The following is a 23,721-nucleotide window of genomic DNA, read 5'->3' as shown; positions in this document are numbered from 1 at the left end:
CCGTGGTTTTGTCGGTGGTGCGCGCTACGGTGTTTTCATGGCGGCGGGGAAACGCAATCCGAACTGGACGAGGGACGAGGCGACCCTCGCGTGCGCGCTCGTGGTGGAAAACGGCTGGCGAGAGTTGCGAGCAGACGACGCGAAGGTGGTCGAGCTGTCCAAGCTGCTGCAACGTCTCCCGTTCTACCCGCCAGAGGTCCGGGCAGAGACGTTCCGGAATCCGAACGGCGTCGCACGGAAGACCGTCGACCTGACCACCCGCCGTCCGGGCTACAAGGGAGGCCAAACCAAGGGCGGCAAGGTCGACATCGACGTCATCAGCGATTTCCTTTCCGACGAGCCCGGCATGCTGGCACGGGCGAAGGCGATCACCGAGGCCGTGGAGCTTTACCCGGAGGTGCACCACCCGGCTCAGCCGGACCTGGACCTCGACGGCGACCTGTCGGCTGAGGAAGGCGGGATACTCGCGCGGGTACATCTGATCCGGGAACGGGATCCGAAGCTGCGCAAGAAGAAGATCGACCAGGCCCGGAAAGAGCATGGGCGGGTGGCGTGCGAAGCGTGCGATTTCGACTTCGAGAAGACTTACGGCACGCGAGGCAGGAACTTCGCCGAATGCCACCACCGGACGCCGTTAAGCGAATCTGGGCCAACCAAGACCGAACTGAAGCACCTGGCCGTGCTCTGCTCGAACTGCCACCGGATGATCCATCGGACCAAGCCGTGGCTCACCGTGGAAGAACTTCAAGACTTGGTCCGGAGGGATAGCTAGGCCGAAATCAGGAGAACTCGGCCGTCTCCGGCTCAAAGACTGCTACCCACGATGAGCGCTCCGTCGCGAAGGCGGTGGACGCCGTATCGGTGGTCGGCCAGGCCTTGGCGTGGCCGACCACCTCAGACGACCCCTGGCCGTAGCTCCCGGGGAATCAGCCTTGCGCGCCCGCGAGCAGGGCCACGTTCATCACGTACTCGCCGTACCCGGACTTAGCCAGTTTGGTGCCCAGCGCGTGGCATTCGTCCGCGCTGATGAAGCCCATCTTCAGCGCGACCTCTTCCAGGCACGCGATCCGCACCCCGGTCCGGTGCTCCAGCACCTGCACGAACTGGCCCGCTTCCAGCAGCGAATCGTGCGTGCCGGTGTCGAGCCACGCGAAACCGCGGCTCAGCTCGATCAGCTTGGCGCGGTCGCGGCGCAGGTAGGAGAGGTTGACGTCGGTGATCTCCAGTTCGCCGCGTGCCGAAGGCTTCAGGTTGCGGGAGATGTCGACGACCTCGTTGTCGTAGAAGTAAAGCCCGGTGATCGCGTTGTTCGAACGCGGTTTCGCCGGTTTCTCCTCAATGGACAGCAGGGTGCCGTTCTCGTCGATCTCGCCGACGCCGTAGCGCTCGGGGTCCTTCACCTGGTAGCCGAACAAGACGCAGCCGTCGAGGTCGGTCGCCGCGGTGCGCAGGGTCGTGGAGAAGCCCTGGCCGTAGAAGATGTTGTCGCCGAGCACCAGCGCGACCGAATCGTCGCCGACGAAGTCCGCGCCGATCACGAAGGCCTCGGCGAGACCGTTCGGGCTCGGCTGCTCGGCGAAGGAGAACGAGAGCCCGAACTGGCTGCCGTCGCCGAGCAGGCGGCGGAAGTTCGGCAGGTCCGACGGCGTCGAGATGATCAGGATCTCCCGGATCCCGGCCAGCATCAGCACCGAGATCGGGTAGTAGATCATCGGTTTGTCGTAGACCGGCAGCAGCTGCTTCGACACGGCCTGCGTAATCGGATGCAGACGGGTTCCGCTGCCTCCGGCGAGCACGATGCCCTTCACAGCCCCTCCTCACGTGCGGTGGTTCGGTTCACCGTACCGAGTGAGCGCGGCGGCCGTCCGGGGCTTCCCTCCAATTCAGAACGCGGGGCCCTTGCCGAAATACGCCTGGCAGCCGTTCGCGTACTGGGTGGCGATCTCCAGCACGTTCTTCCCGCCGTCGACCGGCAGGATCGCGGACGAATAATTGGGGCAGTAGTTGTTGTAGATGCCGCTGATGTGGACCGGGGCGGGGAGTTCGTACCAGTTTCCGGCCCCGAAGTTGTCGTTGGCCAGCAGGGTCTGGCCGTTGCCGGACAGCGGGTCCCCGTCGGCGTTCGTGTAGATCTGGCCGACCATCACCAGCCGCACGCCGTTCGGGCCGCCGGGGAACAGCGCGGTGGTCTGGGCGTGCTGGAAGTAGTTGCCGTTCGCGGTGCCGACCCTGGTTCCGGGGTCGGCCGGATCGCCCCAGTTCGCGCCGTCGGCGGAGATTTTGTAATACGGATCGCAGTAGCGGTCGCGGTAGTTGCAGATCTCGTAGCCGAACCAGTACCGGCCGTCGGGCAGCCTGCGGATGATCGGCATCCCGGGCCGCACCCGGGACGGCCCGATGGCAAGGGTGAGCTGCTTGGTGCCCCAGTTGACCCCGTCGGTCGAGGCGACGCGGTTGAGCACCTGGCCGTACTTCGGGGCTTGCGTCTCGTCGGCGTAGTGCAGCCAGAGCGTGCCGCCGGCGTCCACAGTGAACTCCGGCTCCCAGACGCCGTCGTGGTTGTGCGAGAGCGCGGCCTCGGACAGGTACCGCCAGTTGCGGCCGCCGTCCCGGCTGGACCAGACCTTGATCCCCATCCGGCGCTGCGGGCCCGCGTCCTGCCGGTAAGTCGCCGCCCAGAGCAGCGTGCCCGCGCGCATCCGGCCGACCCGCTGCGGCAGCTCGTAGATGGTGCCGCAGCACTGGCCGGCTTTGGCATCGGGATCGCGGATCTCGCCGATCTGGTGGAAACTCGCGCCCTCGTCGGTGCTTTCGAGGATCGGCGCGAACCGTCCGTTGCCGTCCGCGCTGGTCAGCGACGCGATGATGTTCCCGCGCCCGAACGGCGAGTGCTCCAGCCGGATCAGCCGCGGATACGAGCCGAAGCCGGGGACGAGCAGCTTCTTGTCGGCTGCCTCCGCGACCGGGGTGAGCCCCGCGGCGAGGACCGCCAGCGAGGTGAGGAAGGCAAGCACGGGAGCCCAGCGGCGCATCCAGAAACTCCTCTCACGACAAGGCCGGATGATTACACCACGTGGTCGGCTCACCACTATCGATTTCGCCTGGTCACCCGCGTGAGTCCACCCCTTCGAGGCGATCACTGGGCTGTTCAGGGGCACCCGCTGCGTAACGACCGGGCAGAGCGTGACGAAAGATCATCCGGAGGCCCCGCCGGGGCACGCTAGGGGGAACCATGCGCCGCACCATCGGGCGTCTCGCCGCCGTCTGTGCGGCGATCGCGCTGACCGCGTCGTGCTCGCTGCAGCCGTCCGGGTTCGGGGTGATCGCGCACCGGTTCGAGGACGAACCCACCCGGGTCCCCGAACCGGTCCGTCCGCCGCCGGAACTGGACGAGCCCCGCTTCGTCGAGGCTCCCACCGAAACCCACCAGGGCAAGGGCAACGCCACCGTGCCGCTGACCTGGCCTGCCGGGGTCGCGGGATTCCTGAAGTTCGACTGCCCGAAGTGCGACGGGCACATCGCGGTGAAGACGGACGGGACGGAAAGCCTGCTGGTCAACGCCAGCGATCCGTACCACGGGACGTCCTGGTTCAACGTCTCCCTCGGCGGCAAATGGGTGCACAAGCTCGACATCACTGCGGACGCCGCCTGGACCGCGACGATCACCGACTACCGCGGCCTGCCGAGCGTCGAGGCGGGCAAACCGCACAGCGCGCACGGGGACGCGGTGCTGGCGATCCCGGCGGGCATGACCAGGGGGAAGTTCACGACCAGCTCGCGCGGCCACACCGGAGTCTGGACGCTGTGCGACGGGAAGCTCGACCTGGTGGTGAACCAGCTCATCCCGTACGACGGGGAGTTTCCGCTGCGCGGCCGCGCGTTCGTGGCGGTGGAGGCTTACGACGGGGATTGGACGTTCACGGCCTCGTGACCGCGGCCGGGCGTGGTCACGAGCCTTCGTAGGCCTTGGTCACCCCGTTGACGAAGTCGGACAGCCGTTCTTGGATCTCCATCAGGTTCGCGGTGTCGTCGTTGTTGTCGATCTGAAAGATCCGGCCCTGCATCGCCCGGTATTTGAGCAGTTCGTCGAGACCTTCGTGGTCGTACAGCTCCCCCGCCGCCGTGGTCGGCAGTCGATGGTCATCCGATACGGAGATATTCACCGACAGCTGGTCCACGGCGATCATCGGCGGCGTGGCCCGGACCTTGAGCCGGCGTTCACGGGTATCGGGTTCGGCGTGCACGTGAATGACCTGCGAGCGCAGCAGGATGTCGTCGCCGAACTCGCGCAGCGCGTCCAGCATGTCGGCTCGGGCGAACTCGACCAGGGTGATGCGCGTCGCGCTCTTGCTCGACCAGACCTGTTCGGCAAGCGACTTCAAGGCCGGCTTCAAGTGGATTTCGTCGGCCACGCGGAACGCTCCGCCCAGCGAGGGCCGGAACCCCCTTCCGCGCGTGTCGTCCAGCAGGATCGCGCCGTGGACGAAGTCGCGGAACGCGTACACGTAGTCCGTCAATTCCTCGGTCTGAAAACGATGTTTCCGCAGCAGCGAGGAAAGCTCCCTGCGGATCGTGGACTTTCCGGCGCCCGGGAGGCCGACGATGAAGATCACGGACGAGTCCCGCCGGAACGCCACGTGCGTCACGATCGCCTTCTCCGCGGATTTGTCCAGCTGGTAGATCGCCCTGGTTTCCGTGATCCGTTCGAGTATCTGCGGCTTGCCGGTCTCGGGGCCGGTGTTCTCCAGGATCTTCTCCGCGATGACGGATTCGTAAGGAGCGGAGCTGGCCCAGATTTTCTCGAAGTTGCTGCGGAACACTTCGAGCAGGGACGGGCCGCCCAGTTTGGTGGGGAAGTTCTTGCCGGAATCGCGGTAGTTCACAATAATCGTGGCGCCGGCCCCGCCGCGAAATATGTGGTACGAGACGTCCTCGCTGGCCAGCACGCGCGGCACTCGCACCTCGACGCCGCTCTTGACGAGTTCCGCACCAGCGGTCAGCGATTGCTGCGACGTGCTGATGACGACCCGGACCTGGCCACGCCGGTGTATTTCCACCCACGCGGACTGCATTTCCGCCAGCAGACCTTTGCTTTTCGCGGGCGTCAGGTTGGGCGTGAAGATGTCGAGGCTGTCCACCTCCGGGTTTTTCGAGGCCCGCAGAATGGTGGAGACATAACTTCGCCGATATACCGAGCGGGAAAGCCCGGTCGGCACCTGCCGCCGCTGCCAAGCCGATCTTCCCGTGGCGACGAGTCCGGCGACCGTGAGTCCGCTGAATACCGAAACCGCCCAAGCCAGAACAGGTGGCATTAGCATCTCCAGTTGCAATCGCCAACTGGCTGTCCAGCCTAGCATTTCCGGCCGATTTTTCCGGCCGCTGACCGGGGCACGAGCGGGTGGTCTCCCGGCCCGGGGCCGACCGGCGGGGCCCGCCGGTCAGCCTCGCGACCTCACCGGTAGTTGGTGAACTGCAGCGCGATCTCGAAGTCCTTGCCCTTCAGCAGGGAGATCACCTCCTGCAGCTGGTCCTTCTTCTTGCCCGACACCCGCAGCTGGTCGCCCTGGATCTGGGCCTGGACGCCCTTCGGGCCCTCGTCTCGGATGAACTTCGCGATCTGCTTCGCCTTGTCCGACGCGATGCCCTGCAGGATCTTGCCGCTGATCTTGTAGATCTTGCCGGAGATCGCGGGCTCGCCTGCCTCGAAGGCCTTCAGCGAGATGTTCCGCTTGATCAGCTTCTCCTTGAAGACCTCCACCGCCGCGAGGGCGCGCTCTTCGGTCTCCGACTCGATCGCGATGGCCTCCTCGCCGGACCAGCTGATGCCGGTGCCGGTGCCGCGGAAGTCGAACCGCGTGCTCAGTTCCTTGCTGGCCTGGTTGAGCGCGTTGTCCACCTCCTGGCGGTCGACCTTGCTCACCACGTCGAAAGAGGGATCCGCCACGTGTTCCTCACACCTTGTCTCAGCTCGTCAGGGACCCCCAGCGTAGCGCCGGGGGATCCCGGTTGACCGGCCGTCCGGACCGTTGGGTATCCTTCTTCCCGGCCGGTTCGCCCGGCCATGGCAGGTTACCCAAGCGGCCAAAGGGATCTGACTGTAAATCAGACGGCTCAGCCTTCGGGGGTTCGAATCCCTCACCTGCCACACCAGCCAAATCACCCCCGTGACCAGCGCGAACCGGTCACGGGGGTGATTTTGTGTTGTGCGGTTGTGTGCAGGCATGTGCAGCCGTTTCCGGCTGTCCGCCCCACATGCGCCCCACGGTTGTGGCCGCACCGTGGCCGCGGTCGGAGGCTCAGGAGCCGCCCAGCGCCTTCGCGACGCGATCCCGCGCGGTCTGCTCGCCGCCGTCCAGGCACTTCGCGTAGACCCGCAGCAGCACTGAAAGGCTGTGCCCTGCCCACTTCGCCACGCGCGTCGGCTCCACTCCCCCGTTGAGCCATGTAGACACTGCGGCGTGGCGGAGGTCATACGGACGCTTTGCAAGCGGCCCTGCGGCCACCTCAGCGGTGAACGCACGGGCCCGCGCGGCGGCCCAGACCCGGCCGTAGACCGTGCTTCCGACTCGGCCACCGTCCCGGGCACCGCGGAACAGTCGGCCGTCCGGCGCGGTGCCGAACCGAGACAGGTGGTCATGAAGGATGGCCGTCAGCTCTGGCGAACACGGCACCTTTCGCCCTTCCTCTTCCGTCCGGTGCTTCAACGGTCCTTCCTCGGATGCCTGCCCGCTGTCGGTCCACGATTCGTCAACCTCCGGCCGTGCACTCCCGAGATTCAAGTCTCCCCATCCGGACTCCGGCAGGTCCAGATCCGGTTTCTTCAAGTTCAGGGCTTCCTCAGGACGCAAGGCCGCGTAGTACATCAGCGCGAAGAACGCGACTAGCGGAGGGCCGGGTTTTCCTGTCTCCTCAACGGCATTTAGCAGAGTCCGGGCCTGAATCGGGTTGACCACTGAGCGCGGGTCGACCTCGTGCAGCACAAACTTCCGCTTCTTTGTGGTGACGGTTCCCAACGGGTTCGACTGCAAGAGCTTCCTTTCGACCACCGCATACGTGATCGCGTTGACGAGAGTCGTCCGTCGAATTCGGACAGTGTTGGTCGCGGCCCGTTGGCCGTCGAGCTTGAGTTCCAGCGCCCGGAGAACGGCGCGAAGCACCGCAGGATCCGCAAGATCCCCGACGTTCCTGCTCGCCTTGGCAGCAAAGCTGAGGGCGTGCTTCACCTCCGGAGTCTGTTCGCGGTCTCGGGCGTTTTTGTTGAAGGCAACTTTCAGCGCAGTGCGCAGCAGGACCGGTTCACCGGGGTACGTGCTGCGCAGCATCGGCACGGTGAGCGTCATCAGGGATTCGGCCAACGACTTGCGGTACTTCGGCGACGAGTCGTCCCACTTCATGTCTGCGTACTCGCACGCGAACTCGAACCACGACTTCACCTCGACTTCGTCACGGCGCATCGACGCTGGCAAACCTGTCTCAACGTCGAATGCCTCGCCCTCGCGCGACGCCGTCACTAGCTTCGAGCGATGGCTGTCAGCAAGGGCGAACGTGCCGAACGTCTCGCCAAATCGTTCGCCAGCAACAACCCAGCGCACTCGGTAGGTGGTCCCCCGCTTGCGCGCGATTGGCTCGATGGCCCAGATTCGGACGTCATGACTAGTCGGCATCAGGCGGCCTCCTCGCAGGTGTCGAGCCAGTTGTCCGGGTCCAGGCGGCGGATACGGATCTCTCCGTTCGGGAGCTTGATGCAGCGAGGCGCGCGCTTCTTGGCGCGCCATTCGTAGAAGGTCCGGCGGGAAATGCTCAGCTCGTCGCAGACTTCGACAATGGTGAGCTGGCGGCGTGGCGTAGCCATTAGTGGTGAGCCCTTCGGGTCGTGCGGCTGGCGTCGGCGATGCGCATGGGCTCTCCCTCAGGTCTGGTCGGGTTGGTCGCTGAAGTGGGAGGGGTAGGCGTCCCAGCCGTCCCAGCCGTCCCGTCGCAGGTCAGACCTGGGACGGCTGTTTTCGTGGGACGGCTTGAGCCGTCCCAGCGCGGCCGGGCGGGACGGGTGGTGCCGTCCCGGCGATCGGTGCCGTCCCGGGCGTGAGCTGCGCGGGGACGCTTGGGACGGCAGGGACGCCTACCCCGCTGGGGGTTGGTCAGGCGGACCGGGCGCGGCGGAGGGGAACGACTCCGGGTGACGTGTCACAGCCGTCCCGCTCCCCCGCCGCGGCTGGGTCGTCGGCGAGGCCGGGGCAGTAGCGCGCCCAGGAGTCGGTGAAGTCGGCGCGGGTGTAGCCCTTGGCTTGCGGCCCGTCGTCGGGGCGGATGTTGCCGGAGCGGATGCCGTACTCGCGCAACAGTTTCGCGAGCTTGGCGGGGGTGAGCCCGGTCGGCCCGTACCCGCACCACGGGGCTTCCGGGTCTGCGTTGAGCCGCGCCAGGAGCTGCCCGGTGGTGAGGACTCGCGTGTCGCCGAAGGCGGCGTGGCAGTCGGCCAGGAGCCGGACGCGTTCGGAGCTGTCGTCGGTCTCGGAGTCGGCGGCGGTGAGGGCGAGGACGGCGCGGCGGGCGCGGTCGGGCCAGTCGGCTCCGGCGTGGTCGGCGACGATGACGAGGGGTTCCCAGGTGTCGGCGGCGCGGTCTTCCACGGGCATCTCCGGTTCGGCGGCTTCCAGGGCGGGCAGGTCGGAGCGCAGCCACTCGGCGAGCTGGTCGGCGAGGGTGCGCAGCGCGGGCCGGTCCCGGCGGTGCCGGTACGGGGCAACGGTTTCCCCGGGCGCGCGGCGGCGCATCCGGGCGATGACGGCGCGGTCCTCGATGGTGTCGGGCATCGCGCCGATCCCGGCGAGGGCGGCCATGGCGAAGGTGGGGATGGACTCCACGCGGTTGTTGGTGGCGTCGTAGCGCTTGGCCGGGCGGTTGCGCTGGTGCCCGGCGTTGAGCAGCCCGCGCAAGTCCTCGTTCCCGTCCGCCTTCGGCCCGAAAATCGTGTCGGCTTCGTCCACCAGGAGCGTGGGCGGGTCGTTGGTGACGGACCGGTAGACCGCGGCCGGGGAGCTGTTGACGGTGATGAACGGGTTGTGGCAGGTGGCCTCGACGATGTCGAGCAACCGGGACTTGCCGCACCGCTTCTCCGGGGCGCGGATCACCAGCCGCGGCGCGTGCGCCCAGGCCGGTTGGGCGTGGGTGGCCGCGATCCACAGCGTGATGGCGTCGGCGGTTTCGGGGCTGGGCAAGGACACGTAGCGGGTCAGCGCGATGCGCAGCGAATCGAGCAAGGCCGCGCCGTCCGGTGTGGACTGTTCGGTGTCGAGCGTGGTCATGGGTGGTCCTCTCGGTCAGGCGGCGCGGATGCCGGCATGGGCGTTGCGGGCCTCGACCCGCGCCCAGGACGCGGCAGCGGTGGCGCGGATCTGCTGCGGCGTCAGGGCGGGGCGGGCGAAGGTCGCGCGGCGGCGGGCGAGTTCGGCGTAGGTCGGGGTGGCGGCGTTGGCGCGCCAGTTCCCGGCGGCGCAGACGGCGTTCGACGTCTCGCGGGCGATGCGGCGGCGGTCCCACTCGACCCATTCGGCGAGCAGTTCGGCGACGTGCGGGCTGGTGGCCAGGTGCCGCCAGGCGGCGGCGTCGGCGACGAGGGCGCGGTAGTCGGCGAACGGGATGGTGACCGGCGGGCGGGCCGGTCCGTGGACCGGGCTGCGGGTGGCGTGGGTGGTCAAGGTGCACCTCTTGGGTCGTTACGCTGCGTGCTTGTTTTTGGGCGCGTTCGGCCAGGGCTAGGGCCGGGCGGTGTCGGCGGCCAGCCGGGGTTTGCGGGTGTTTCCGCTGGTCGGCGCGGGGGCGGCCTAGGCCGCTAGAGTCCTGGTCATGACGGCTGCGGGCGTCTAGGGGCGGGGTCTAGGCCTAGGGGCGGTCCGGTCTAGGACGCGCACCGCCCCTAGCTCCCTCTCCCGGTTACTTTCCGTTGTTCTTGGCGTCGGTCAGCGTCTCGCGGGTGTAGCCGTTGCGGTTGGCTCCCTTGCCCGTCTCGGGGTCGGTGGCCCACACCTGCTTGGGCTTGACGCCGTGCGGCTTGAGCGCGGTGGCGAGGTTCTGCGCGGTCCAGCCGCCGTACTGGTTCGGCCGGAGATCGGCCAGGCGGCCCACGATGACGTCGGACCACAGCTTGTCCTCGCCGCGCTCGAACACGGCGATGGCGTCGGCGAGGGTGTCCAGGCGTGCGGCCTCGACGTCGACCTCTTCCCCGGCGGCGTAGCCGGTGATGTTGCCGATGGCCTCGCGGCGCAGCCGGGCTCCGGCGGCGATTTTCTTGGCGTCGGTGGCGTCCTTGTAGACGCTGCGCACGATTTTGGCGTCGTCGCCTTCACCGGCGAGGTAGCCGATGCCGCGGTCGGTGCGGGCGAACATCGTTGCCCGGACGCCGTTCTTGTACTGGCTGGTTCCGAGGACCATGTCGTTTTCGGTCTGTCCCTGCACTTTCAGGCAGTAGCGCAGGATGGCGTTGGCGGAAATGCTGGTGGGCAGCGACTTCGCGTCCGGGCGCTGGGTGGCCAGGATCAGGACGATGCCCAGCGCGGGACCGCGCTTGACCAGGTCGGTGCAGATCTCCTCGAACTCCGCGCCGTGCTTCTCGTGCTCGAACCACACCTGGCACTCGTCCACCCCGACGACGATGGGCGCGAGCCGCAAGTCCTTGCGGGCAGCCAGTTCCGGGGTGACCTTGTTGTCCGGGCACACCGACTCCGGCAGGCCGCGGATGACCTTGGTGCGGCGGCGCAGTTCCTCGCGCAGCTCCCGCATCTCGACCACCATGCGCTCGATGTCCTCCGGGTCGTCGCCGACGCCGTAGCCGTGCGAGCACGGCGCGACCGCGGCCAGGTCGCCGGTGCCCTTGAGGTCGTAGGCGTAGAGCACCGCGCGCGGGTCGAGCGCGGCGATGAGCAGCAGCTCCCGCAGCGACACCGTCTTGCCCATCCGCGGCACCGCCCCGATGATCATGGACACGAACATCAGCGTCACGTCCGCCCAGCGGCCGCGCTGGTCGGTGCCGAACGGTTGCGGCTTGAACAGGTCCACCGTCGCGCCCGGCTTGCCCAGCGGCCACGGCTTCTGCTTGGCCTTGGACATGTCGGTGTCGCCCACCCACAGCACGAGCCGTCCTTCGTGGACCTTCGCGTCCCCTTCCGGCCACACGCACCCGATCTGACGGCGCAGCGCGGAAGACAGCTCGGAACGCTTGGCGATGATGTCGCCCGCGGTGACGCCCAGCGGCAGGTCGACGTCAGCGCGCCAGCCGTCCCCGTCACGGGAGATCGGATTCGGGAACGCGATCCGCTTGCCCTTGCTGTACGCCTGATTCAGCGCGCCGATCCCGAGCGAGCACAACGCGTCCTCCACTGTGGACGACGTGAGCTTCGGCGTCTTCTCCATGTCGACCGCGCGACCGGCGACCGGCTTGTCCGCCGGAGCGCCCCACCAGCCCACCAGCGTCATCGCCGACACCAGGACCGTCCAGTTCCAGAACGGTGTCACGTAGGTGATCGCGAGGTAGACCACGGCCAGCAGGACCACGAGCCCGACCATCACCGGGGCCATCCGGCGGCGGACCGCGTCGTTGCGGGCCTCGCGCAGCTTCATGTACACGTCCGAGTCGTTGCGGTCGCGGGCGTTCATCCGCACCGGCTTGGACTCGCCGTCGAACACCCAGTGGTGCAACCGGCCCAGCAGACGGCCGACCGCGCCGAACGAGCGCAGGAACGCGGTCGGCACGTACAGCGGCACCCGCAGCGCGTGGAACGCCGTGGTGTGGGCGGCGTAGCGGACCAGGAACCGTGCCCGGGACTTGAACTCTTCGGCGGAAGTCAGCCACTTCGCGACCAGCGGCTGTGCCGTGGCGTCGGCGGCGGTCTCCCACCACGACCGCGTCACCGCAGGCGGGTCGACCGGCACGGCCGGGGCGGTGTCGGCAGGCTGGTCCGGGTCGGCGGCGTCGATGACGTCACCAGAACGGGCCTCCCGCTCCCCCGCGTCGGTGCGGGCCTGCTCCGGGATCTCTTCCGGGCCGCGGGCGGTGTCCGGGCGGATCGGGACGACGTTCCCGGACCGGGTGTAGGCGACCTCGGTGGCCGCCGGGTCGGCGTTCACGGCCGCGTTCACGGCGGTGTCGGCCGGGGTGTTCACGGACGGTTCGGCAGGGGTGTTCACGAGTTGGTCTCCCTGGTGTTCGCGGTCATGGCTCGGGAACGGGGTGCGGTCGGCGGTCGTGGACATCACCGGATCTCCTTTCGTCCCGGTCGGGGAAGTTCGCGCCGCTGTTCGGCGCGTTCGGCGTCGGCGTGGACCACGGGCGGCGTCGTGGGGACGGCCACCGTGAGGTAGACCCGGCCCAGCACGGACGCGCCGCGGTTCGGGTAGAACTCGCTGATTTCCTGGACTTCCAGCACGCTCGCGAGCCGTTCGGCAACCGCGGCGATTTCGGCTTCGGTACCCATCAGGCGGATGCGCATCAGGCGGCGTCCTTCACGTCGGCGGGGTTGGTGTCGTCGGTGGCGAGTTCGGCGGCCAGGGCGGTGGCGACGTTGGACGAGGTGCCGCGGGCGCAGTCAGTGATGCTGCGGACCCAGGCCGGGGTGATCTCGGTTCCGGGCGTCCAGGCGGCGCGGGCGTCGGCCACGTAGTCGGCCAGGAGCTTGCGGGCCGCAGGCTTGGCCTTGGCCTTGCTCGCCTTGCGGGCGGGCTTGCGCGGCTCCCGGACCGGCTTGGCGTCGGCTAACTCCTCGTCGGCGGGGAGTTCAGCGGGCTCGGCAGGGCTCGCCGGTTCGTGCCGCTCGACGTCCGGAGTCCTAATGCCGGCATGGGCGTGACCGGCGGCGGCCAGGACGGCTTCGGTGAGCTTGTCGCGCAGCACCGGAGCGGTCTCCGCGGCCAGGAACACCAGCACCGGCGGCACCGAGTGCAGCGCCACCCCGGCAACGTCGAACCGGGTCCAGGACTCCCAGGTGTTCATCACGTAGGTGGCCAGGAACGCGAACCACTTCGTCCGGTGCGCCCACACCCCGGTCGACACCTGGTAGCGGGCGGTGATCTGCTCCGCCCGCAGCACCGCCACGAGCACGAGGGACACCATCGGGTCCAGCAGCCAGCCCGCGAACCAGCCCAGCGACCACACCGGCGCACCGGCGGCGGCGAACTGCTGAACGTTGACCATCGTGAACGCCAGGCCCAGGAAAATCCCCAGCCAGATCACCGCGTCCACCTGGGTGCGGACCTTCTCCACCCGCAGCGCGACCACATCGGGGTGGTTCGCCAGCCGCCGCACCTGCGCCGCGGTCGCGGCGTCCTGCGCGAGCTTGTCCGCGTCCGTGAGCGGCACGTGCCGCGCGTCCTGCGCAGACAGTTCGGTGCTGGTCATCGCCGACCACCCCCGCGCGTGGTGTGCACGATCTCGGTGATGGCCATCAGCCGCACGATGGTCGCGGACGCCAGCAGCGCGGGGACGATGAGCGCGATCCAGGTGGCGGTGGTGTTGCCGATCTTCACGACCACCAGCCACTGGACACCGGCGATGATCAGCGTGGCCAGGATCAGGCGGATGGTGTTGCCGGTCATGCGGGTGACCTCGCGGACGCCCTTCATGCTCTTGGCCGCGGACTTGCGCCCGGCCCGCCACACGCTGAACACGCCCAGCAGCGCGAGGCCGCCCAGGACCATCAGGGTTTGCGCAGACATCAGGCCACCTCCCGGGAGATCAGGTCGAACAGGTCGGTTTGGTCGGGGGCGTGCCAGTCCCCGGCCCGCCATTCCGCGTCCGCGGCGATGCCGTGTTCCTCGCGGATGACGGGCTCGGTCGCGGCCAGCCAGTTCGCGCGTTCGCGCTTGCTGGCCTTGGCCCAGGTGCGGCCGTTGGCCGCGGTCCAGCGCTGAATCGCCAGCCGCTCGATAGCCCGCGGCGAGAGGGAGCGTCCGGTCATGCGGCTTCACCGCCCCACGCCAGCAACGCCAGTTCGCGGGACCAGTCGATCCGGTCGGACTCGGTGCCCTCGGGCACGATCCGCTCCATCCCGTCCAGCGCGTACTCGACCTCCGCGCGGCGGAAACCGAGAATCAGCGTGCTGGTCTCGCCGTGCAGGGTCACCCACACCGTGGCCTCGCCGTGGACGTCCGGGCAGACGAACACGTCGCCCTCGCCGGTCGCGGCGTTCACGCCGTCGGCCAGCAGCTCCCGCGCCAGCACCCACTCGACCCCGGCCGTGGTCAGGGTCAGCGTGACCGCGAAAGGGTCGCGGGCGTCGTAGGTCAGCAGCGTGGACATCGCCCCGGCGTCGCGGGGCGGGGCGCCCTTCGGGCAGACAACGGCCTGGGGCGCGAGGATCGGCAGGCGCATCCGGTTGCGGGTGATCACGCGACCACCCCCGCAACCTGGGACACCGCGTCGCGGACCACACCGAGCGCGATCTCCCGGGTGACGTCCGCGTCCTCGCACAAGTCCGCGTCGTCCAAGGCGTCGGCCATCGCGAACAGCCACGTCACCTGCGCCGCGTCGAACTCGCGGCCCGAGCGGTAGTTGCTCGCCGAGATCGGGCGAGCGGCCATCAGATCGGCGATGGCCTTGTACGCGTCCGTCGCGAACGCGGATGCGGTCCCTACCATGGTGTTCCTCTCCGAACGGTCATGCGGCTGGTCGGCGGGACCCGACGCGGCAGGCGCGTTCTTGGCGGAGTGAGCCGCCGCGTCGGGGTCAAACGAGCTGGTCAACGAGCGCGGATCGGCCATCACGCGGCCTCCCCCATCGGCTCACCGGCGGCGGCCTCGAACCGGCCCGGCACCGCCCGCAACGTCGCGCCCTCGACCCGGCGGCGGATCCGGTGCGCACGGCGGGCGTCGGTGAACGAGTGCTGCACCCGGACGGCCGCGGCCTCTTCGGTAGCGGCCAGCTCCGCGTCAACCGACGCGATCAGCGCGTCGATCGCGGACTCGGTCAGACCATCCGGGCAGTAGCCCTGAAATGCGGAAACACCCTCTCCCAGCCCGTCAACGACGGCCTGAGCTTCGCGGGTGATGGCTCGTGCGGTCCTCATCGTGGGTCCCTCTCGGTTGGTGTCGTTGGCGACCACCAGAGACTCACATAGCTCTACTAGCTAAGTCAACTCCACATTGCTAGCAGACCTAGCATGGAGACTTGATTCACCTAGTTGGGCTAGCAGTGTTGGGGCTATGCTTTCCGGCATGGATGAGATCGACCTGGAGGACCCACGCCCGCCGTTTCAGCAGGTAGCCGCGTTTCTGAGGGCTGCGATCCTGACCGGGACCTACGCGCCGGGGGACAAGCTGCCCTCGTATGCCGACCTGGCCACCAAGTACGGAGTTGCCCCGATGACCGCCCAGAAGGCGGTCGGCATCCTGCGCGATGAGGGCCTGGTGCTCTCCCGGCAGGGCAAGGGGTCGTACGTGCGGCAACGCACGGAGCGGTCCGTTGGCCTCCGACCGCACGTAGAAGCCATCTTCGACGGCGGAGGCGATGTCGCTATCGACTTCGCCGGATTCTCCGGCGAGACCCTGCACGGGGTGATCAGCGAGCCGCTGGACAAGGTGCGGTCCGGTCGTCTCCAGCCCGACAGCCTGCGGGTTCGCATCCTGTTGCCGGATCTGTCCAAGCCGCTGGGACTACCAGCGCTCGCACCGGATGGGGTCGACTCGCCGGACGTGCGGAAGCGGGCGGAGCGCATCGTTCAGCGGTCCACCCAGGCGGTGGTCGAGACCGTCCAGGAGCTGGCCGCGCTCGGGCTTGTCCAGACCGCCACGGCGCAGGTTCGCGTCTACCACGCTGCGCCGCTGTTCAAGATGTTCCTGCTCAACCAGGCAGAGGCGTTCTTCGGGTTCTATCCGGTGCTCCAGCACTCGGTGGCCATCGCGGGGCAGCCGGTCGAGATCTTCGACCCGATGGGCAAAGACGCCGTGCTGTTCCACTACGCCAAGTCCGACGATCCCGACGCGGTCGACACCCAGTACGTGGAGCAGGCACAGAGGTGGTTTGACAGCGTTTGGGACTCGGTTGCGAAGGAGGTGGAACTCTAATGGCCAACCTACGTGCGACGCTTGCGGCAGCCAAGTTGATCCTGTTCGACTTCGACGGCCCAATTTGTGATGTGTTCGCAGGCTTGCCAGCGGTGACGGTCGCCCGCCGCCTTGAAGGAATTCTTGGCGTACGCGTCGACTCGGATGACCCTTTGCGCGTCCTCCAGGAGGCGACCCGGTTTGGCCCAGAGGTGGTTCAGGCAGTCGAGTCGGAGCTGGTGAGCGCCGAGGTGGAGGCGGTCAACACAGCCGCCCCTACCCCCGGGGGGCTTGAATCTATGCGAGCCGCATTGGCCGCAGGAAAGTCGGTTGGCGTACTCAGCAACAACTCCCCTAAGGCCATTACCTGTTTTTTGCGGTCCGCCGGGCTACTGGTCGACGTGGAGCCGATCGTCGGCCGAGCTTATGGAAGACCAGACCTCATGAAGCCGCATCCGTATCTGCTCCAGCAAGCCTTGACCTGCGCGCAAGTTAATCCGGGGGATGCCGTATTCATCGGCGACTCAGCAACAGATATCCAGGTTGCCCTGAACGGCGGAGTGACTCCGATCGCGCTAGCAAATAAGGCCGAAAAGAGGGCTAGCTTCGAGAGAAGTTCGTCGCTAGTGATAGACGACATGAATTCAGTAAAGACGAACCTCGCCACAGCCTGAGGTAATTACGGACAGCTTCCAACCTGAGAAAACGGGAGTAGGCCGTCAATCACTTCTCGCGCCAATCGGCAAACTTCCACCGCTTCTTCCTTCCCGGCAGGGAAACCTTGATGCATTACCCGATTTCGCATATCAATCAGGTCCGCTTGAATTCTCTCCGGTATAACCAGTCCGACTTCACGAGCGAACGACACCATCGGGCCAAGCATTCTAACTCGCTTCAGAATTGCCTCAGTGGCAGGCGCAGGATTCCACTGGGATAACTCCTGCGACAACGCCTTTGAAATTGCCACCTCGGTCGCCGCGGCAGCATCAACGACTGCTGACCTCCACCGACTGCTAGCGATCGCGCGCTCAGCCTCAACCAGGAGAACCCTATAGAGAGGCGCATCCACATTGCTGCCGGTTTGCAGTAGCGCGTACACCCATTGATCTGCAGTAACAACCTTAGGAAGACTCACGGTTCGACTGGAACCGAAGTACATCCGGCCAGATTCCTCGGACGCGACCAAATCCTCCCAGGAGACCTCGGCATGATGGTCGCCGATCAGTTCCATCGGACCGTCCGCAAGAACAGACAACCAGCCGACTAGGCGATTTTCCCAAGCTTGGATGCCCTCGGATATATCCCTGAGCGTCGTCAACGGGCAGTTGTCATCGACAGACACGCCAAAGGTCTTAATTGCCACCTCTGAACTACCCGCACTGTAGTGCCCCCACCAGTTAATATCAGGCCACAAGTTTGCAAATGGAGACATGACATTCTCGCTACTTGTGTCACTGCCCGCGCCGCTGAGGACAGGCGAGTGGAGCGTGCACTTGATGTCGGCGATTGCCGTTGGAAAGGTACGGCCCAACGTCTCTGTCGTACTGCGTACGTCCCCCTTGAGGGCGATTGCTCCGTAGCGCACTTGATTCTCCCTTCAGCCCCGTCCTGCTGTTATGTGGTAGGTCGAGATAGTCGAGCTTGGGGTTACACGTCGCTATCTCGCCATGGGCGTTCGGCACACCTGTGAGTGCCGAGCCATCCGAAGCATCCAGATCGTTCAGAGCTAGAGAGCGCAGAGGAGGTTCCAGCTGCGGGGTAGCTGGCGTCGTCCATCGAGGCTATGAGTGAGGCGCGACTTACCAAGCGAGCGGGTGCAACAAACATCTGCGAACGAAGAACCGGAGACCTGGAGGCGGAAGGTCACCGGCTCGACCCCGACCCCACGCCCCACATCCGCCCCACGGTAGACCTAGAACCGATCGAACGCGCTGGTCAGAACATCTCTTCCCGTCAGCCTGTAAATCAGACGGCTCAGCCTTCGGGGGTTCGAATCCCTCACCTGCCACTCCAGTCAAACGCCCCGCTACCTGATCAGGTGGCGGGGCGTTCGTCGTAACGGAGGGGTTCTCATGCACAAGCTGGTGGTCCTGTATCCCGAGCCCGCCGATCCCGAGCACTTCCGCGACTACTACGTGACCACCCATCTCCCGCTGGTCGCGCAGATGCCCGGCCCGCTCGCGTACCGCTACAGCTTCGACGTGGCGGCGGCCCCGGAACAGCTGTACTTCGCGATCTTCGAAGCCGACTTCGCTGACGCTGCGGCGATGACCGCGTCGAGGGAGTCTCCGGAAGGCCGGCGGGTGGCGGCCGATGTCGCCAACTACGCCACCGGGGGTGCGGTCGTCCTCCACTATCCGGTGCGGGACGGCGTCGTCTGATCGGGCTTGACCCTCCTGCGACAGGAGGCTGCACGCTCGTCGGCATGAACGAATTTCGCGGTCCGGTTCCGATGCCCGCCCTCGACGCGGTGTCGCCCGGCAACTATCTCGGCTTCTACGGGATGCCGATGTTTCCCATCGTGCCCAGCGCCGACCTCGACGTTTCCACGGACTTCTGGCTGCGCGGGCTCGGCTTCGACAACCTGTTCACCATTCCCGGCGAGGTCGTGCACCTGCGCCGGTGGGCGTTTCAGGACGTGCTGCTCAGGCCGGGCACTCCGGCTGGGCCCAGCGAGGTCAGGATCAGCTTCTCCTGCGTGCTCAGCGAACTCGACGAGATCGCCAAGCGATGTGAGGAGATCACGCCGGGCTGCACGAGCGGGCCGGAGCTGATGCCGTGGAACTCGCGGGAGCTGACGGTCGTCACTCCGGAGGGCACGAACGTCGTGATGACCGCGGCGGTGCCCATCGACCCGGACGGGCCCGTCGCCGAGCGGATGCGCGCGGTGGGAATCGACGTGCCTCGGTCGTGATTTGCGACACTGGGGTCGTGACCGAGCAAGACGGCCTCACTGTCGGACGCACGGCGACGCTCGTCGGCGTGAGCGTCAAAACGCTGCATCACTGGGACGCGGTCGGCCTGGTGCGCCCCAGCGCGCGCACCAGGTCCGGCTACCGCGTGTACTCCGCCGACGACATCGCGCGGCTGCACCGGGTGCTCGTTTACCGCGAACTCGGCTTCCCACTGTCGGAGATCGGACGCCTCATCGACGACCCAGACGCCGACGCGCACGCGCACCTGACCCGCCAGCGCCGCGAGCTGCGGGAGCGAATCGCGCGGCTGGAGCACATGGTGTCCGCAGTGGACCGAATGGCAGCGGCCACCCGCGGCGGGATGCAGCTGACCGCTGAGGAGCAGGTCGAGATCTTCGGGTCCGACTGGAACCCAGAGTGGGTCGACGAGGCCGCAGAACGCTGGGGCGACACGAAACAGTGGGCGGAGTACCGCGAGCGAACCACCGACTTGACCCCACAGGACTGGCAGCAGGCGGCAGCCGAGCACGAAACGCTCCACGCAGACCTAGCCGCAGCACGGCGGGCCGGGGTCGAACCGGGCTCGGCAGAGGCGAACACCCTGGCAGAACGCCACCGAGCGACACTGTCGCGATACTTCGACTGCACCCACTCAATGCAGGTGTGCCTAGGCCGCAAGTTCGTAGAAGAACCCGGCTACACGGACTACTACGACGCCCTAGCCCCAGGCCTAGCAACCTGGCTACGAGACGCGATCTTCGCCAACGCACAAGCACACGGAATCAACCCAGAGACAGCAGTCTGGGAGTAGCACCCACACCTCCCCCAACCCCGATACGAAGCCAAAAACACGGCGCGGGGGTGCTTGTCAAGGCATCTTTCCCGCCTTGACAAGCACCCCCGCGCCGTAGTCACAATCAAACTTCGGGGTGCCCCACGCAACAACCCGGGCGCAATGTCGCCGCCAGGCGACGAGCCACCCCCTACCGCGCCATCTCTTCCAAGCGGCGAATCCGATCCTCAATAGGCGGATGCGTAGAAAACATCCGACTCAACCCAGCCCCAGGCCGGAACGGGTTCGCGATCATCAGGTGCGACTGCGACACCACGGCGGGTTCAGGAGCAAGAGGAGCAGCCCGAGTCCCCCGCTCCAACTTCCGCAACGCCGACGCCAACCCCAACGGATCCCCAGTCAACTCAGCCCCAGAAGCATCCGCCTGATACTCCCGAGACCGGCTCACCGCCATCTTCACCACCCCGGCCGCGATCGGCCCGATCAACACGAACAGCAGCGACATGAACGGATTCCCCTCCCGATCATTGCCGCCGAAGAAGAACGCGATGTTCGCCAGCACACTGACCACACTCGCCAGCGCCCCCGCGACACACGAGATCAAAATGTCCCGGTTGTACACATGAGACAGCTCATGTCCGAGCACCGCCCGCAGCTCGCGCTCGTCGAGCAGCTCCAGGATCCCGGTGGTGCAGCACACCGCCGCGTGCTGCGGATTACGCCCGGTCGCGAAGGCATTGGGCGCCGCGGTCGGGCTCACGTACAGCGAGGGCATCGGCTGCCTCGCGGACGTCGCCAGTTCGCGCACGATCCGGTACATCGCGGGCTGCTCGACCTCTGACACCGGCCGCGCGTGCATCGCGCGCAGGGCCATTTTCTCGGAGTTGAAGTAGGCGTAGGCGTTCATCCCCAGCGCCACGATCAGGCCGATGACCAGCGCGCCCCGGCCGAACAATCCGCTGATCCCGATGATGATCGCCGAGAGCAGACCGAGCAGCATCGCCGTCTTCAGCCCGTTGTGGTGCTTGTGCACGCGCGCTCGCCTCCGTCCGCTCCAACAAGGTGGGTCAAGGTGGGTTACTCACTGGAAACAACGCGATCGGGGGACCCGAAGTTCCTTCGCATGATCCTTGTCCGGGTTAGGGTCGGCGAGCAACCCAACCGACCGGGGCAGGTGAGCGATGCGAGGTTCCCAGTGGTCCCGGCGAGGGCTGTTTACCCTGGTCAGCGCTGGGGCGGCGGCGATGCTCGGCAGTGCGTCGGCGGCGGAGCGGGTCAGCACGGTGCAGGTCGGCGGGACGCTTTCGGCGCTGGCCGTGAGTCCGGTCACCGGGCTGGTTTACGCGGCTGACCGGGCGTCTGGCGCAGTGCTCGTGCTCGATCCGGACGCGGGGCGCGTCGTTTCCGCACTCGCGGTGGGCGGGGAGCCGAGCGACGTGGCGGTGGACACCGATCGGATCTACGTCGCTAACCCGCCGGGTGGCACGGTGCTTGCCTTCGACAGTCAGACCCACCGGTTGCTGAGCGTCGTCAGCGCGGGGGCGGGTGCGTCGGCGCTGGCGATCGATTCGCAGGCCAACCTCGTGTACGCGGTGAGCGGCAAAACCGGCACGTTCGCGGTGCTCGACAGCATCAGTCTCACTCTGCAGGACCTGCTGCCCGCGCCGAAACCGGGACTCGCCGGGATCGCGCTCGACCGCGGCCGCCGGCGCGCTTATTGCACCAGCCCCAGCACGAACTCGGTCGAGATCTGCGACCTCGACGCGGGGTCGTTCGCGGGCAGCGTTCCGGTGGGCGCGTCTCCGACCGGGATCGGCGTGCACGAATTGAGCGGATCGGTTTTCGTGGCCAATTCGGCGATCCACCACCTGTCCATTGTGGACGGAGCGGCTCGGGCGCAGGTTAAGACCGTGTTGCTGCGCAGTGAAGCGTCGTCGCTCGCGGTGCATCAGGGCAGCGATGTCGTGTACACCAACGGCGGGCAAAATGGACTGTCCCGGGTAGACGGACGAACGGAAACCCTTACCGGGGAGCTGAGTCTCGGCGTGAATCCGGGTGACGTGGCGGTGGATCAGCGCACGCGGACGGTGTACGTGACTGATCCGCTGCACGGCGCGATCAGTGTCGTGCGCGATTTCTGACTGCGCAGGTGAAGTTACTCCAGGTATACGGTGGCCAGTATGGAGATTGGTCTTCAGATCCCCGACTTCGGCTTTCCGGGCGGGACCGCCGCGCTGGGCCGGAACCTGGCCGGAGTGGCCCGAGACGCGGACGACGCCGGGTTCGCTTATCTGTCGGTGATGGACCATTTCTTCCAGATTCCCAGCGTCGGCCCGAGCGATCGCCCGATGCTGGAGGCGTACACCACGCTCGGCTTCCTCGCCGCGCATACCCGGCGGGCGAAACTGTTCACCTACGTCACTGGCGCGATTTACCGGTTTGCTCGCGAAGGCGGTCACCACGCTCGACGTGTTGTCCGGCGGACGGGCCATGCTCGGCATCGGGGCCCGCGGGCTCGGCTTTCCGTTTCCGTCCACCTCGGGACCACAACCCGAGATCGCGCTGGTTTCTGGACTGAGCGGTTTTCCCGGCCCCCAGGCCGGGGAAACCGGGAGGGAAGAAACCAGCTTCCCGGCGATCTCGGCGCCGCGGCGGAGCCGGGGCAATCAAGCAGAGTCGTGCTGAAGCGGCACTGCGAGGCCGAAGGCCGCGACTACGCCGAGATCACCAAGACCGTTTACCACTACCTGGACATCGGCCCGGCCGGCGAGAAAACCAGCGGCTTCCTCGCCGAGGCACGGCGGCTGCACGGGCTCGGCGTGCAAGCCGTGATCGGCCCGTTTCCCGGCGGCGCGGACCAGCGGCGCATTGAGATTTTCGCGAAAGACATCATTCCGGCGGTTAAGGAGTTGGCATGAAACTCGGGTTGCACCTGGCCGAGCAGACCTGGCCGAACGGTCCGGCGGCGCTCGGCGCGGATCTCGCCAGGGTGGCTCGGACCGCGGACGAGGCTGGGTTCGAATACCTGTCCGTGATGGACCATTTCTTCCAGATTTCCGCCTACGGTCCGCCGGAGCACGAGATGCTGGAAGCGTGGACCACGCTCGGCTTCCTGGCCGCGCACACCGAGCGGGTCAAGCTGCTCACGCTCGTCTCCGGCGTCATCTACCGGCATCCGGGGCTGCTCGCGAAGGCGGCGACGACGCTCGACGTGCTGTCGTCCGGGCGGGCGATCCTCGGTATCGGGGCGGGGTGGAACGAGGAAGAATCCCGTGCGCTCGGGTTCCGGTTCCCGCCGATGAAGGAGCGGTTCGAGCAGCTTGAGGACGCGCTGCGGTACGTCCATCAGATGTGGGCCGAGGGCGACGAGCCGTTCACCGGCACGTACGTCAGCGCCGAGCGGTTGCTCAACAGCCCGCAGCCGATCCAGCGGCCGCATCCGCCGATCTTGATCGGGGGCAGCGGCGAAAAGAAGACCCTGCGGTTCGTCGCGCAATACGGCGACATCTGCAATTTGATGCCTGGCTCGGATCTTCCGCGCAAACTGGAGGTCCTGAAGCAGCACTGCGAGGACGTCGGCCGCGACTACTCCGAGATCACGAAAACCGCCGCGGTGCGGCTGGACACTGGTGAAAACGGCGAGAAAACCGGGCAACTGCTGGATGAACTGGGCCGGCTGTCGGAACTCGGGTTCAGCGTCGCGACCGGCTGGGCGCACGGTGTTCCGGACCCGGCGGTGCTCGAACGGTTCGCCACCGACGTGATCCCGGCGGCGGAAAAGCTGTGACCCGCTGACGAACGGGTGACGGCTGCGCCATCCGGTGCCAGCCGGTCACCCGTTCGTCACAGCACCCAGCCGCATTCCGCTGCGGTCATTATCTCGGTTCCGAATCGACTCTGGTGAGCCTCCCGGCGCGCTGTAACGACGGCCGGGCGCGAATCGACCTGCCCTACGCAGATCGCGCACACGAGTCGGAGGAG

General features: G+C 67.0%; 28 protein-coding genes and 1 tRNA gene. 11 read left to right on the top strand and 18 right to left on the bottom strand.

Going from position 1 to position 23,721, the window contains the following annotated elements:
• The first annotated feature begins 37 nt into the window (after window positions 1-37).
• A complete protein-coding gene (locus RPX00_RS16845; RefSeq protein ID WP_406640478.1) occupies window positions 38-772 on the top strand; it encodes an HNH endonuclease in 735 nt (244 codons plus the stop codon).
• A 154-nt stretch (window positions 773-926) separates the two neighbouring features.
• Here RPX00_RS16845 and rfbA read toward each other — a convergent pair whose 3' ends face one another.
• On the bottom strand, window positions 927-1,808 hold the full coding sequence (gene rfbA, locus RPX00_RS16840) for a glucose-1-phosphate thymidylyltransferase RfbA (protein WP_406640476.1): 882 nt from the start codon (window positions 1,806-1,808) through the stop codon (window positions 927-929).
• Between the two features lie 75 nt (window positions 1,809-1,883).
• Window positions 1,884-3,032 carry an exo-alpha-sialidase gene (locus tag RPX00_RS16835; RefSeq protein WP_406640474.1) on the bottom strand — a complete coding sequence of 383 codons (1,149 nt, stop codon included), beginning with the start codon at window positions 3,030-3,032 and terminating at the stop codon, window positions 1,884-1,886.
• Between the two features lie 200 nt (window positions 3,033-3,232).
• Here RPX00_RS16835 and RPX00_RS16830 point away from each other — a divergent pair, with 200 nt between their 5' ends.
• A complete protein-coding gene (locus RPX00_RS16830; RefSeq protein ID WP_406640472.1) occupies window positions 3,233-3,931 on the top strand; it encodes a hypothetical protein in 699 nt (232 codons plus the stop codon).
• A 16-nt stretch (window positions 3,932-3,947) separates the two neighbouring features.
• Here RPX00_RS16830 and RPX00_RS16825 read toward each other — a convergent pair whose 3' ends face one another.
• Together RPX00_RS16825 and RPX00_RS16820 are read right to left on the bottom strand one after the other, a co-directional pair.
• Window positions 3,948-5,312 (bottom strand): AAA family ATPase, encoded by a 1,365-nt coding sequence (locus tag RPX00_RS16825; RefSeq protein WP_406640470.1) that lies wholly within the window; start codon window positions 5,310-5,312, stop codon window positions 3,948-3,950.
• 140 nt (window positions 5,313-5,452) lie between these two features.
• Window positions 5,453-5,944, bottom strand: coding sequence for a YajQ family cyclic di-GMP-binding protein (locus tag RPX00_RS16820; protein ID WP_406640468.1), 492 nt, complete (start codon window positions 5,942-5,944; stop codon window positions 5,453-5,455).
• 119 nt (window positions 5,945-6,063) lie between these two features.
• Here RPX00_RS16820 and RPX00_RS16815 point away from each other — a divergent pair.
• Window positions 6,064-6,145 (top strand) — tRNA-Tyr (locus tag RPX00_RS16815).
• A 151-nt stretch (window positions 6,146-6,296) separates the two neighbouring features.
• On the opposite strand, the gene RPX00_RS16810 is transcribed toward RPX00_RS16815, so the two are convergent.
• From RPX00_RS16810 to RPX00_RS16755, 12 genes are all read right to left on the bottom strand, one after another.
• The gene (locus RPX00_RS16810) at window positions 6,297-7,592 is read right to left on the bottom strand and encodes a tyrosine-type recombinase/integrase (protein ID WP_406640466.1); all 1,296 of its coding nucleotides are present in this window, start codon (window positions 7,590-7,592) and stop codon (window positions 6,297-6,299) included.
• Between the two features lie 71 nt (window positions 7,593-7,663).
• The gene (locus tag RPX00_RS16805; RefSeq protein WP_406640464.1) at window positions 7,664-7,852 is read right to left on the bottom strand and encodes a helix-turn-helix transcriptional regulator; all 189 of its coding nucleotides are present in this window, start codon (window positions 7,850-7,852) and stop codon (window positions 7,664-7,666) included.
• Between the two features lie 286 nt (window positions 7,853-8,138).
• A complete protein-coding gene (locus tag RPX00_RS16800; RefSeq protein ID WP_406640462.1) occupies window positions 8,139-9,305 on the bottom strand; it encodes a DUF3631 domain-containing protein in 1,167 nt (388 codons plus the stop codon).
• A gap of 15 nt (window positions 9,306-9,320) precedes the next feature.
• The gene (locus RPX00_RS16795; RefSeq protein WP_406640460.1) at window positions 9,321-9,698 is read right to left on the bottom strand and encodes a hypothetical protein; all 378 of its coding nucleotides are present in this window, start codon (window positions 9,696-9,698) and stop codon (window positions 9,321-9,323) included.
• A 235-nt stretch (window positions 9,699-9,933) separates the two neighbouring features.
• Window positions 9,934-12,249: a cell division protein FtsK gene (locus RPX00_RS16790; protein WP_406640458.1), complete on the bottom strand. Its 2,316-nt coding sequence runs from the start codon at window positions 12,247-12,249 to the stop codon at window positions 9,934-9,936.
• Window positions 12,249-12,485, bottom strand: a complete 237-nt coding sequence (locus RPX00_RS16785; RefSeq protein WP_406640457.1) for a hypothetical protein — start codon at window positions 12,483-12,485, stop codon at window positions 12,249-12,251. Before RPX00_RS16785 ends, RPX00_RS16790 begins: the two co-directional genes overlap by 1 nt.
• Complete coding sequence (locus RPX00_RS16780) at window positions 12,485-13,390, bottom strand: hypothetical protein (RefSeq protein WP_406640455.1); 906 nt, start codon at window positions 13,388-13,390, stop codon at window positions 12,485-12,487. The genes RPX00_RS16785 and RPX00_RS16780 overlap by 1 nt, the downstream gene beginning before the upstream one ends.
• Window positions 13,387-13,707, bottom strand: a complete 321-nt coding sequence (locus RPX00_RS16775) for a hypothetical protein (protein ID WP_406640453.1) — start codon at window positions 13,705-13,707, stop codon at window positions 13,387-13,389. The genes RPX00_RS16780 and RPX00_RS16775 overlap by 4 nt, the downstream gene beginning before the upstream one ends.
• Window positions 13,707-13,949: a hypothetical protein gene (locus RPX00_RS16770; RefSeq protein WP_406640452.1), complete on the bottom strand. Its 243-nt coding sequence runs from the start codon at window positions 13,947-13,949 to the stop codon at window positions 13,707-13,709. Before RPX00_RS16770 ends, RPX00_RS16775 begins: the two co-directional genes overlap by 1 nt.
• A complete protein-coding gene (locus RPX00_RS16765) occupies window positions 13,946-14,380 on the bottom strand; it encodes an SsgA family sporulation/cell division regulator (protein ID WP_406640450.1) in 435 nt (144 codons plus the stop codon). Before RPX00_RS16765 ends, RPX00_RS16770 begins: the two co-directional genes overlap by 4 nt.
• Window positions 14,377-14,628 (bottom strand): hypothetical protein, encoded by a 252-nt coding sequence (locus RPX00_RS16760; protein WP_406640448.1) that lies wholly within the window; start codon window positions 14,626-14,628, stop codon window positions 14,377-14,379. Before RPX00_RS16760 ends, RPX00_RS16765 begins: the two co-directional genes overlap by 4 nt.
• A 122-nt stretch (window positions 14,629-14,750) precedes the next feature.
• On the bottom strand, window positions 14,751-15,056 hold the full coding sequence (locus RPX00_RS16755; RefSeq protein WP_406640447.1) for a hypothetical protein: 306 nt from the start codon (window positions 15,054-15,056) through the stop codon (window positions 14,751-14,753).
• A gap of 148 nt (window positions 15,057-15,204) precedes the next feature.
• Between RPX00_RS16755 and RPX00_RS16750 the strand changes: the two genes are divergently transcribed.
• Window positions 15,205-16,053 (top strand): GntR family transcriptional regulator, encoded by an 849-nt coding sequence (locus tag RPX00_RS16750; protein WP_406640445.1) that lies wholly within the window; start codon window positions 15,205-15,207, stop codon window positions 16,051-16,053.
• Window positions 16,053-16,706 (top strand): HAD family hydrolase, encoded by a 654-nt coding sequence (locus RPX00_RS16745; protein ID WP_406640443.1) that lies wholly within the window; start codon window positions 16,053-16,055, stop codon window positions 16,704-16,706. Before RPX00_RS16750 ends, RPX00_RS16745 begins: the two co-directional genes overlap by 1 nt.
• Window positions 16,707-16,711: 5 nt before the next feature.
• Here the strand turns inward: RPX00_RS16745 and RPX00_RS16740 are convergent, their stop codons facing one another.
• Window positions 16,712-17,617 carry a hypothetical protein gene (locus RPX00_RS16740; RefSeq protein WP_406640441.1) on the bottom strand — a complete coding sequence of 302 codons (906 nt, stop codon included), beginning with the start codon at window positions 17,615-17,617 and terminating at the stop codon, window positions 16,712-16,714.
• A gap of 487 nt (window positions 17,618-18,104) precedes the next feature.
• On the opposite strand from RPX00_RS16740, the gene RPX00_RS16735 reads away from it, so the two are divergent.
• From RPX00_RS16735 to RPX00_RS16725, 3 genes are read left to right on the top strand one after another with little or no spacing between them, the layout of a single operon-like run.
• On the top strand, window positions 18,105-18,413 hold the full coding sequence (locus RPX00_RS16735) for an EthD family reductase (protein ID WP_406640440.1): 309 nt from the start codon (window positions 18,105-18,107) through the stop codon (window positions 18,411-18,413).
• Between the two features lie 44 nt (window positions 18,414-18,457).
• On the top strand, window positions 18,458-18,946 hold the full coding sequence (locus tag RPX00_RS16730; RefSeq protein WP_406640438.1) for a VOC family protein: 489 nt from the start codon (window positions 18,458-18,460) through the stop codon (window positions 18,944-18,946).
• A 17-nt stretch (window positions 18,947-18,963) separates the two neighbouring features.
• Entirely contained in the window at window positions 18,964-19,758 is a 795-nt protein-coding gene (locus RPX00_RS16725) for a MerR family transcriptional regulator (RefSeq protein ID WP_406640436.1), read from the top strand.
• Between the two features lie 172 nt (window positions 19,759-19,930).
• Here RPX00_RS16725 and htpX read toward each other — a convergent pair whose 3' ends face one another.
• A complete protein-coding gene (htpX, locus tag RPX00_RS16720; protein WP_406640435.1) occupies window positions 19,931-20,773 on the bottom strand; it encodes a zinc metalloprotease HtpX in 843 nt (280 codons plus the stop codon).
• 148 nt (window positions 20,774-20,921) lie between these two features.
• On the opposite strand from htpX, the gene RPX00_RS16715 reads away from it, so the two are divergent.
• From RPX00_RS16715 to RPX00_RS16705, 3 genes are read left to right on the top strand one after another with little or no spacing between them, the layout of a single operon-like run.
• Window positions 20,922-21,881, top strand: coding sequence for a YncE family protein (locus tag RPX00_RS16715; RefSeq protein ID WP_406640433.1), 960 nt, complete (start codon window positions 20,922-20,924; stop codon window positions 21,879-21,881).
• Between the two features lie 39 nt (window positions 21,882-21,920).
• Window positions 21,921-22,658: an LLM class flavin-dependent oxidoreductase gene (locus RPX00_RS16710; RefSeq protein ID WP_406640432.1), complete on the top strand. Its 738-nt coding sequence runs from the start codon at window positions 21,921-21,923 to the stop codon at window positions 22,656-22,658.
• A complete protein-coding gene (locus RPX00_RS16705) occupies window positions 22,655-23,527 on the top strand; it encodes an LLM class F420-dependent oxidoreductase (RefSeq protein ID WP_406640431.1) in 873 nt (290 codons plus the stop codon). Before RPX00_RS16710 ends, RPX00_RS16705 begins: the two co-directional genes overlap by 4 nt.
• Window positions 23,528-23,721 lie beyond the last annotated feature (194 nt).

Source organism: Amycolatopsis sp. WGS_07 (genome assembly GCF_045278895.1).
Taxonomy (GTDB): Bacteria; Actinomycetota; Actinomycetes; order Mycobacteriales; family Pseudonocardiaceae; genus Amycolatopsis.
Note: the sequence above shows the minus strand (reverse complement) of the source record. Positions and strands in the feature narration are given on the sequence as shown.

What these genes read in the sequence shown, in the direction of transcription:
- RPX00_RS16845 (WP_406640478.1), top strand. Translation starts at nt 38, where the DNA reads ATGGCGGCGGGGAAACGCAATCCGAACTGGACGAGGGACGAGGCGACC.
- RPX00_RS16835 (WP_406640474.1), bottom strand. Translation starts at nt 3,032, where the DNA reads ATGCGCCGCTGGGCTCCCGTGCTTGCCTTCCTCACCTCGCTGGCGGTC.
- RPX00_RS16830 (WP_406640472.1), top strand. Translation starts at nt 3,233, where the DNA reads ATGCGCCGCACCATCGGGCGTCTCGCCGCCGTCTGTGCGGCGATCGCG.
- RPX00_RS16825 (WP_406640470.1), bottom strand. Translation starts at nt 5,312, where the DNA reads ATGCCACCTGTTCTGGCTTGGGCGGTTTCGGTATTCAGCGGACTCACG.
- RPX00_RS16805 (WP_406640464.1), bottom strand. Translation starts at nt 7,852, where the DNA reads ATGGCTACGCCACGCCGCCAGCTCACCATTGTCGAAGTCTGCGACGAG.
- RPX00_RS16800 (WP_406640462.1), bottom strand. Translation starts at nt 9,305, where the DNA reads ATGACCACGCTCGACACCGAACAGTCCACACCGGACGGCGCGGCCTTG.
- RPX00_RS16790 (WP_406640458.1), bottom strand. Translation starts at nt 12,249, where the DNA reads ATGTCCACGACCGCCGACCGCACCCCGTTCCCGAGCCATGACCGCGAA.
- RPX00_RS16785 (WP_406640457.1), bottom strand. Translation starts at nt 12,485, where the DNA reads ATGCGCATCCGCCTGATGGGTACCGAAGCCGAAATCGCCGCGGTTGCC.
- RPX00_RS16780 (WP_406640455.1), bottom strand. Translation starts at nt 13,390, where the DNA reads ATGACCAGCACCGAACTGTCTGCGCAGGACGCGCGGCACGTGCCGCTC.
- RPX00_RS16775 (WP_406640453.1), bottom strand. Translation starts at nt 13,707, where the DNA reads ATGTCTGCGCAAACCCTGATGGTCCTGGGCGGCCTCGCGCTGCTGGGC.
- RPX00_RS16770 (WP_406640452.1), bottom strand. Translation starts at nt 13,949, where the DNA reads ATGACCGGACGCTCCCTCTCGCCGCGGGCTATCGAGCGGCTGGCGATT.
- RPX00_RS16760 (WP_406640448.1), bottom strand. Translation starts at nt 14,628, where the DNA reads ATGGTAGGGACCGCATCCGCGTTCGCGACGGACGCGTACAAGGCCATC.
- RPX00_RS16755 (WP_406640447.1), bottom strand. Translation starts at nt 15,056, where the DNA reads ATGAGGACCGCACGAGCCATCACCCGCGAAGCTCAGGCCGTCGTTGAC.
- RPX00_RS16750 (WP_406640445.1), top strand. Translation starts at nt 15,205, where the DNA reads ATGGATGAGATCGACCTGGAGGACCCACGCCCGCCGTTTCAGCAGGTA.
- RPX00_RS16745 (WP_406640443.1), top strand. Translation starts at nt 16,053, where the DNA reads ATGGCCAACCTACGTGCGACGCTTGCGGCAGCCAAGTTGATCCTGTTC.
- RPX00_RS16735 (WP_406640440.1), top strand. Translation starts at nt 18,105, where the DNA reads ATGCACAAGCTGGTGGTCCTGTATCCCGAGCCCGCCGATCCCGAGCAC.
- RPX00_RS16730 (WP_406640438.1), top strand. Translation starts at nt 18,458, where the DNA reads ATGAACGAATTTCGCGGTCCGGTTCCGATGCCCGCCCTCGACGCGGTG.
- RPX00_RS16715 (WP_406640433.1), top strand. Translation starts at nt 20,922, where the DNA reads ATGCGAGGTTCCCAGTGGTCCCGGCGAGGGCTGTTTACCCTGGTCAGC.
- RPX00_RS16710 (WP_406640432.1), top strand. Translation starts at nt 21,921, where the DNA reads ATGGAGATTGGTCTTCAGATCCCCGACTTCGGCTTTCCGGGCGGGACC.
- RPX00_RS16705 (WP_406640431.1), top strand. Translation starts at nt 22,655, where the DNA reads ATGAAACTCGGGTTGCACCTGGCCGAGCAGACCTGGCCGAACGGTCCG.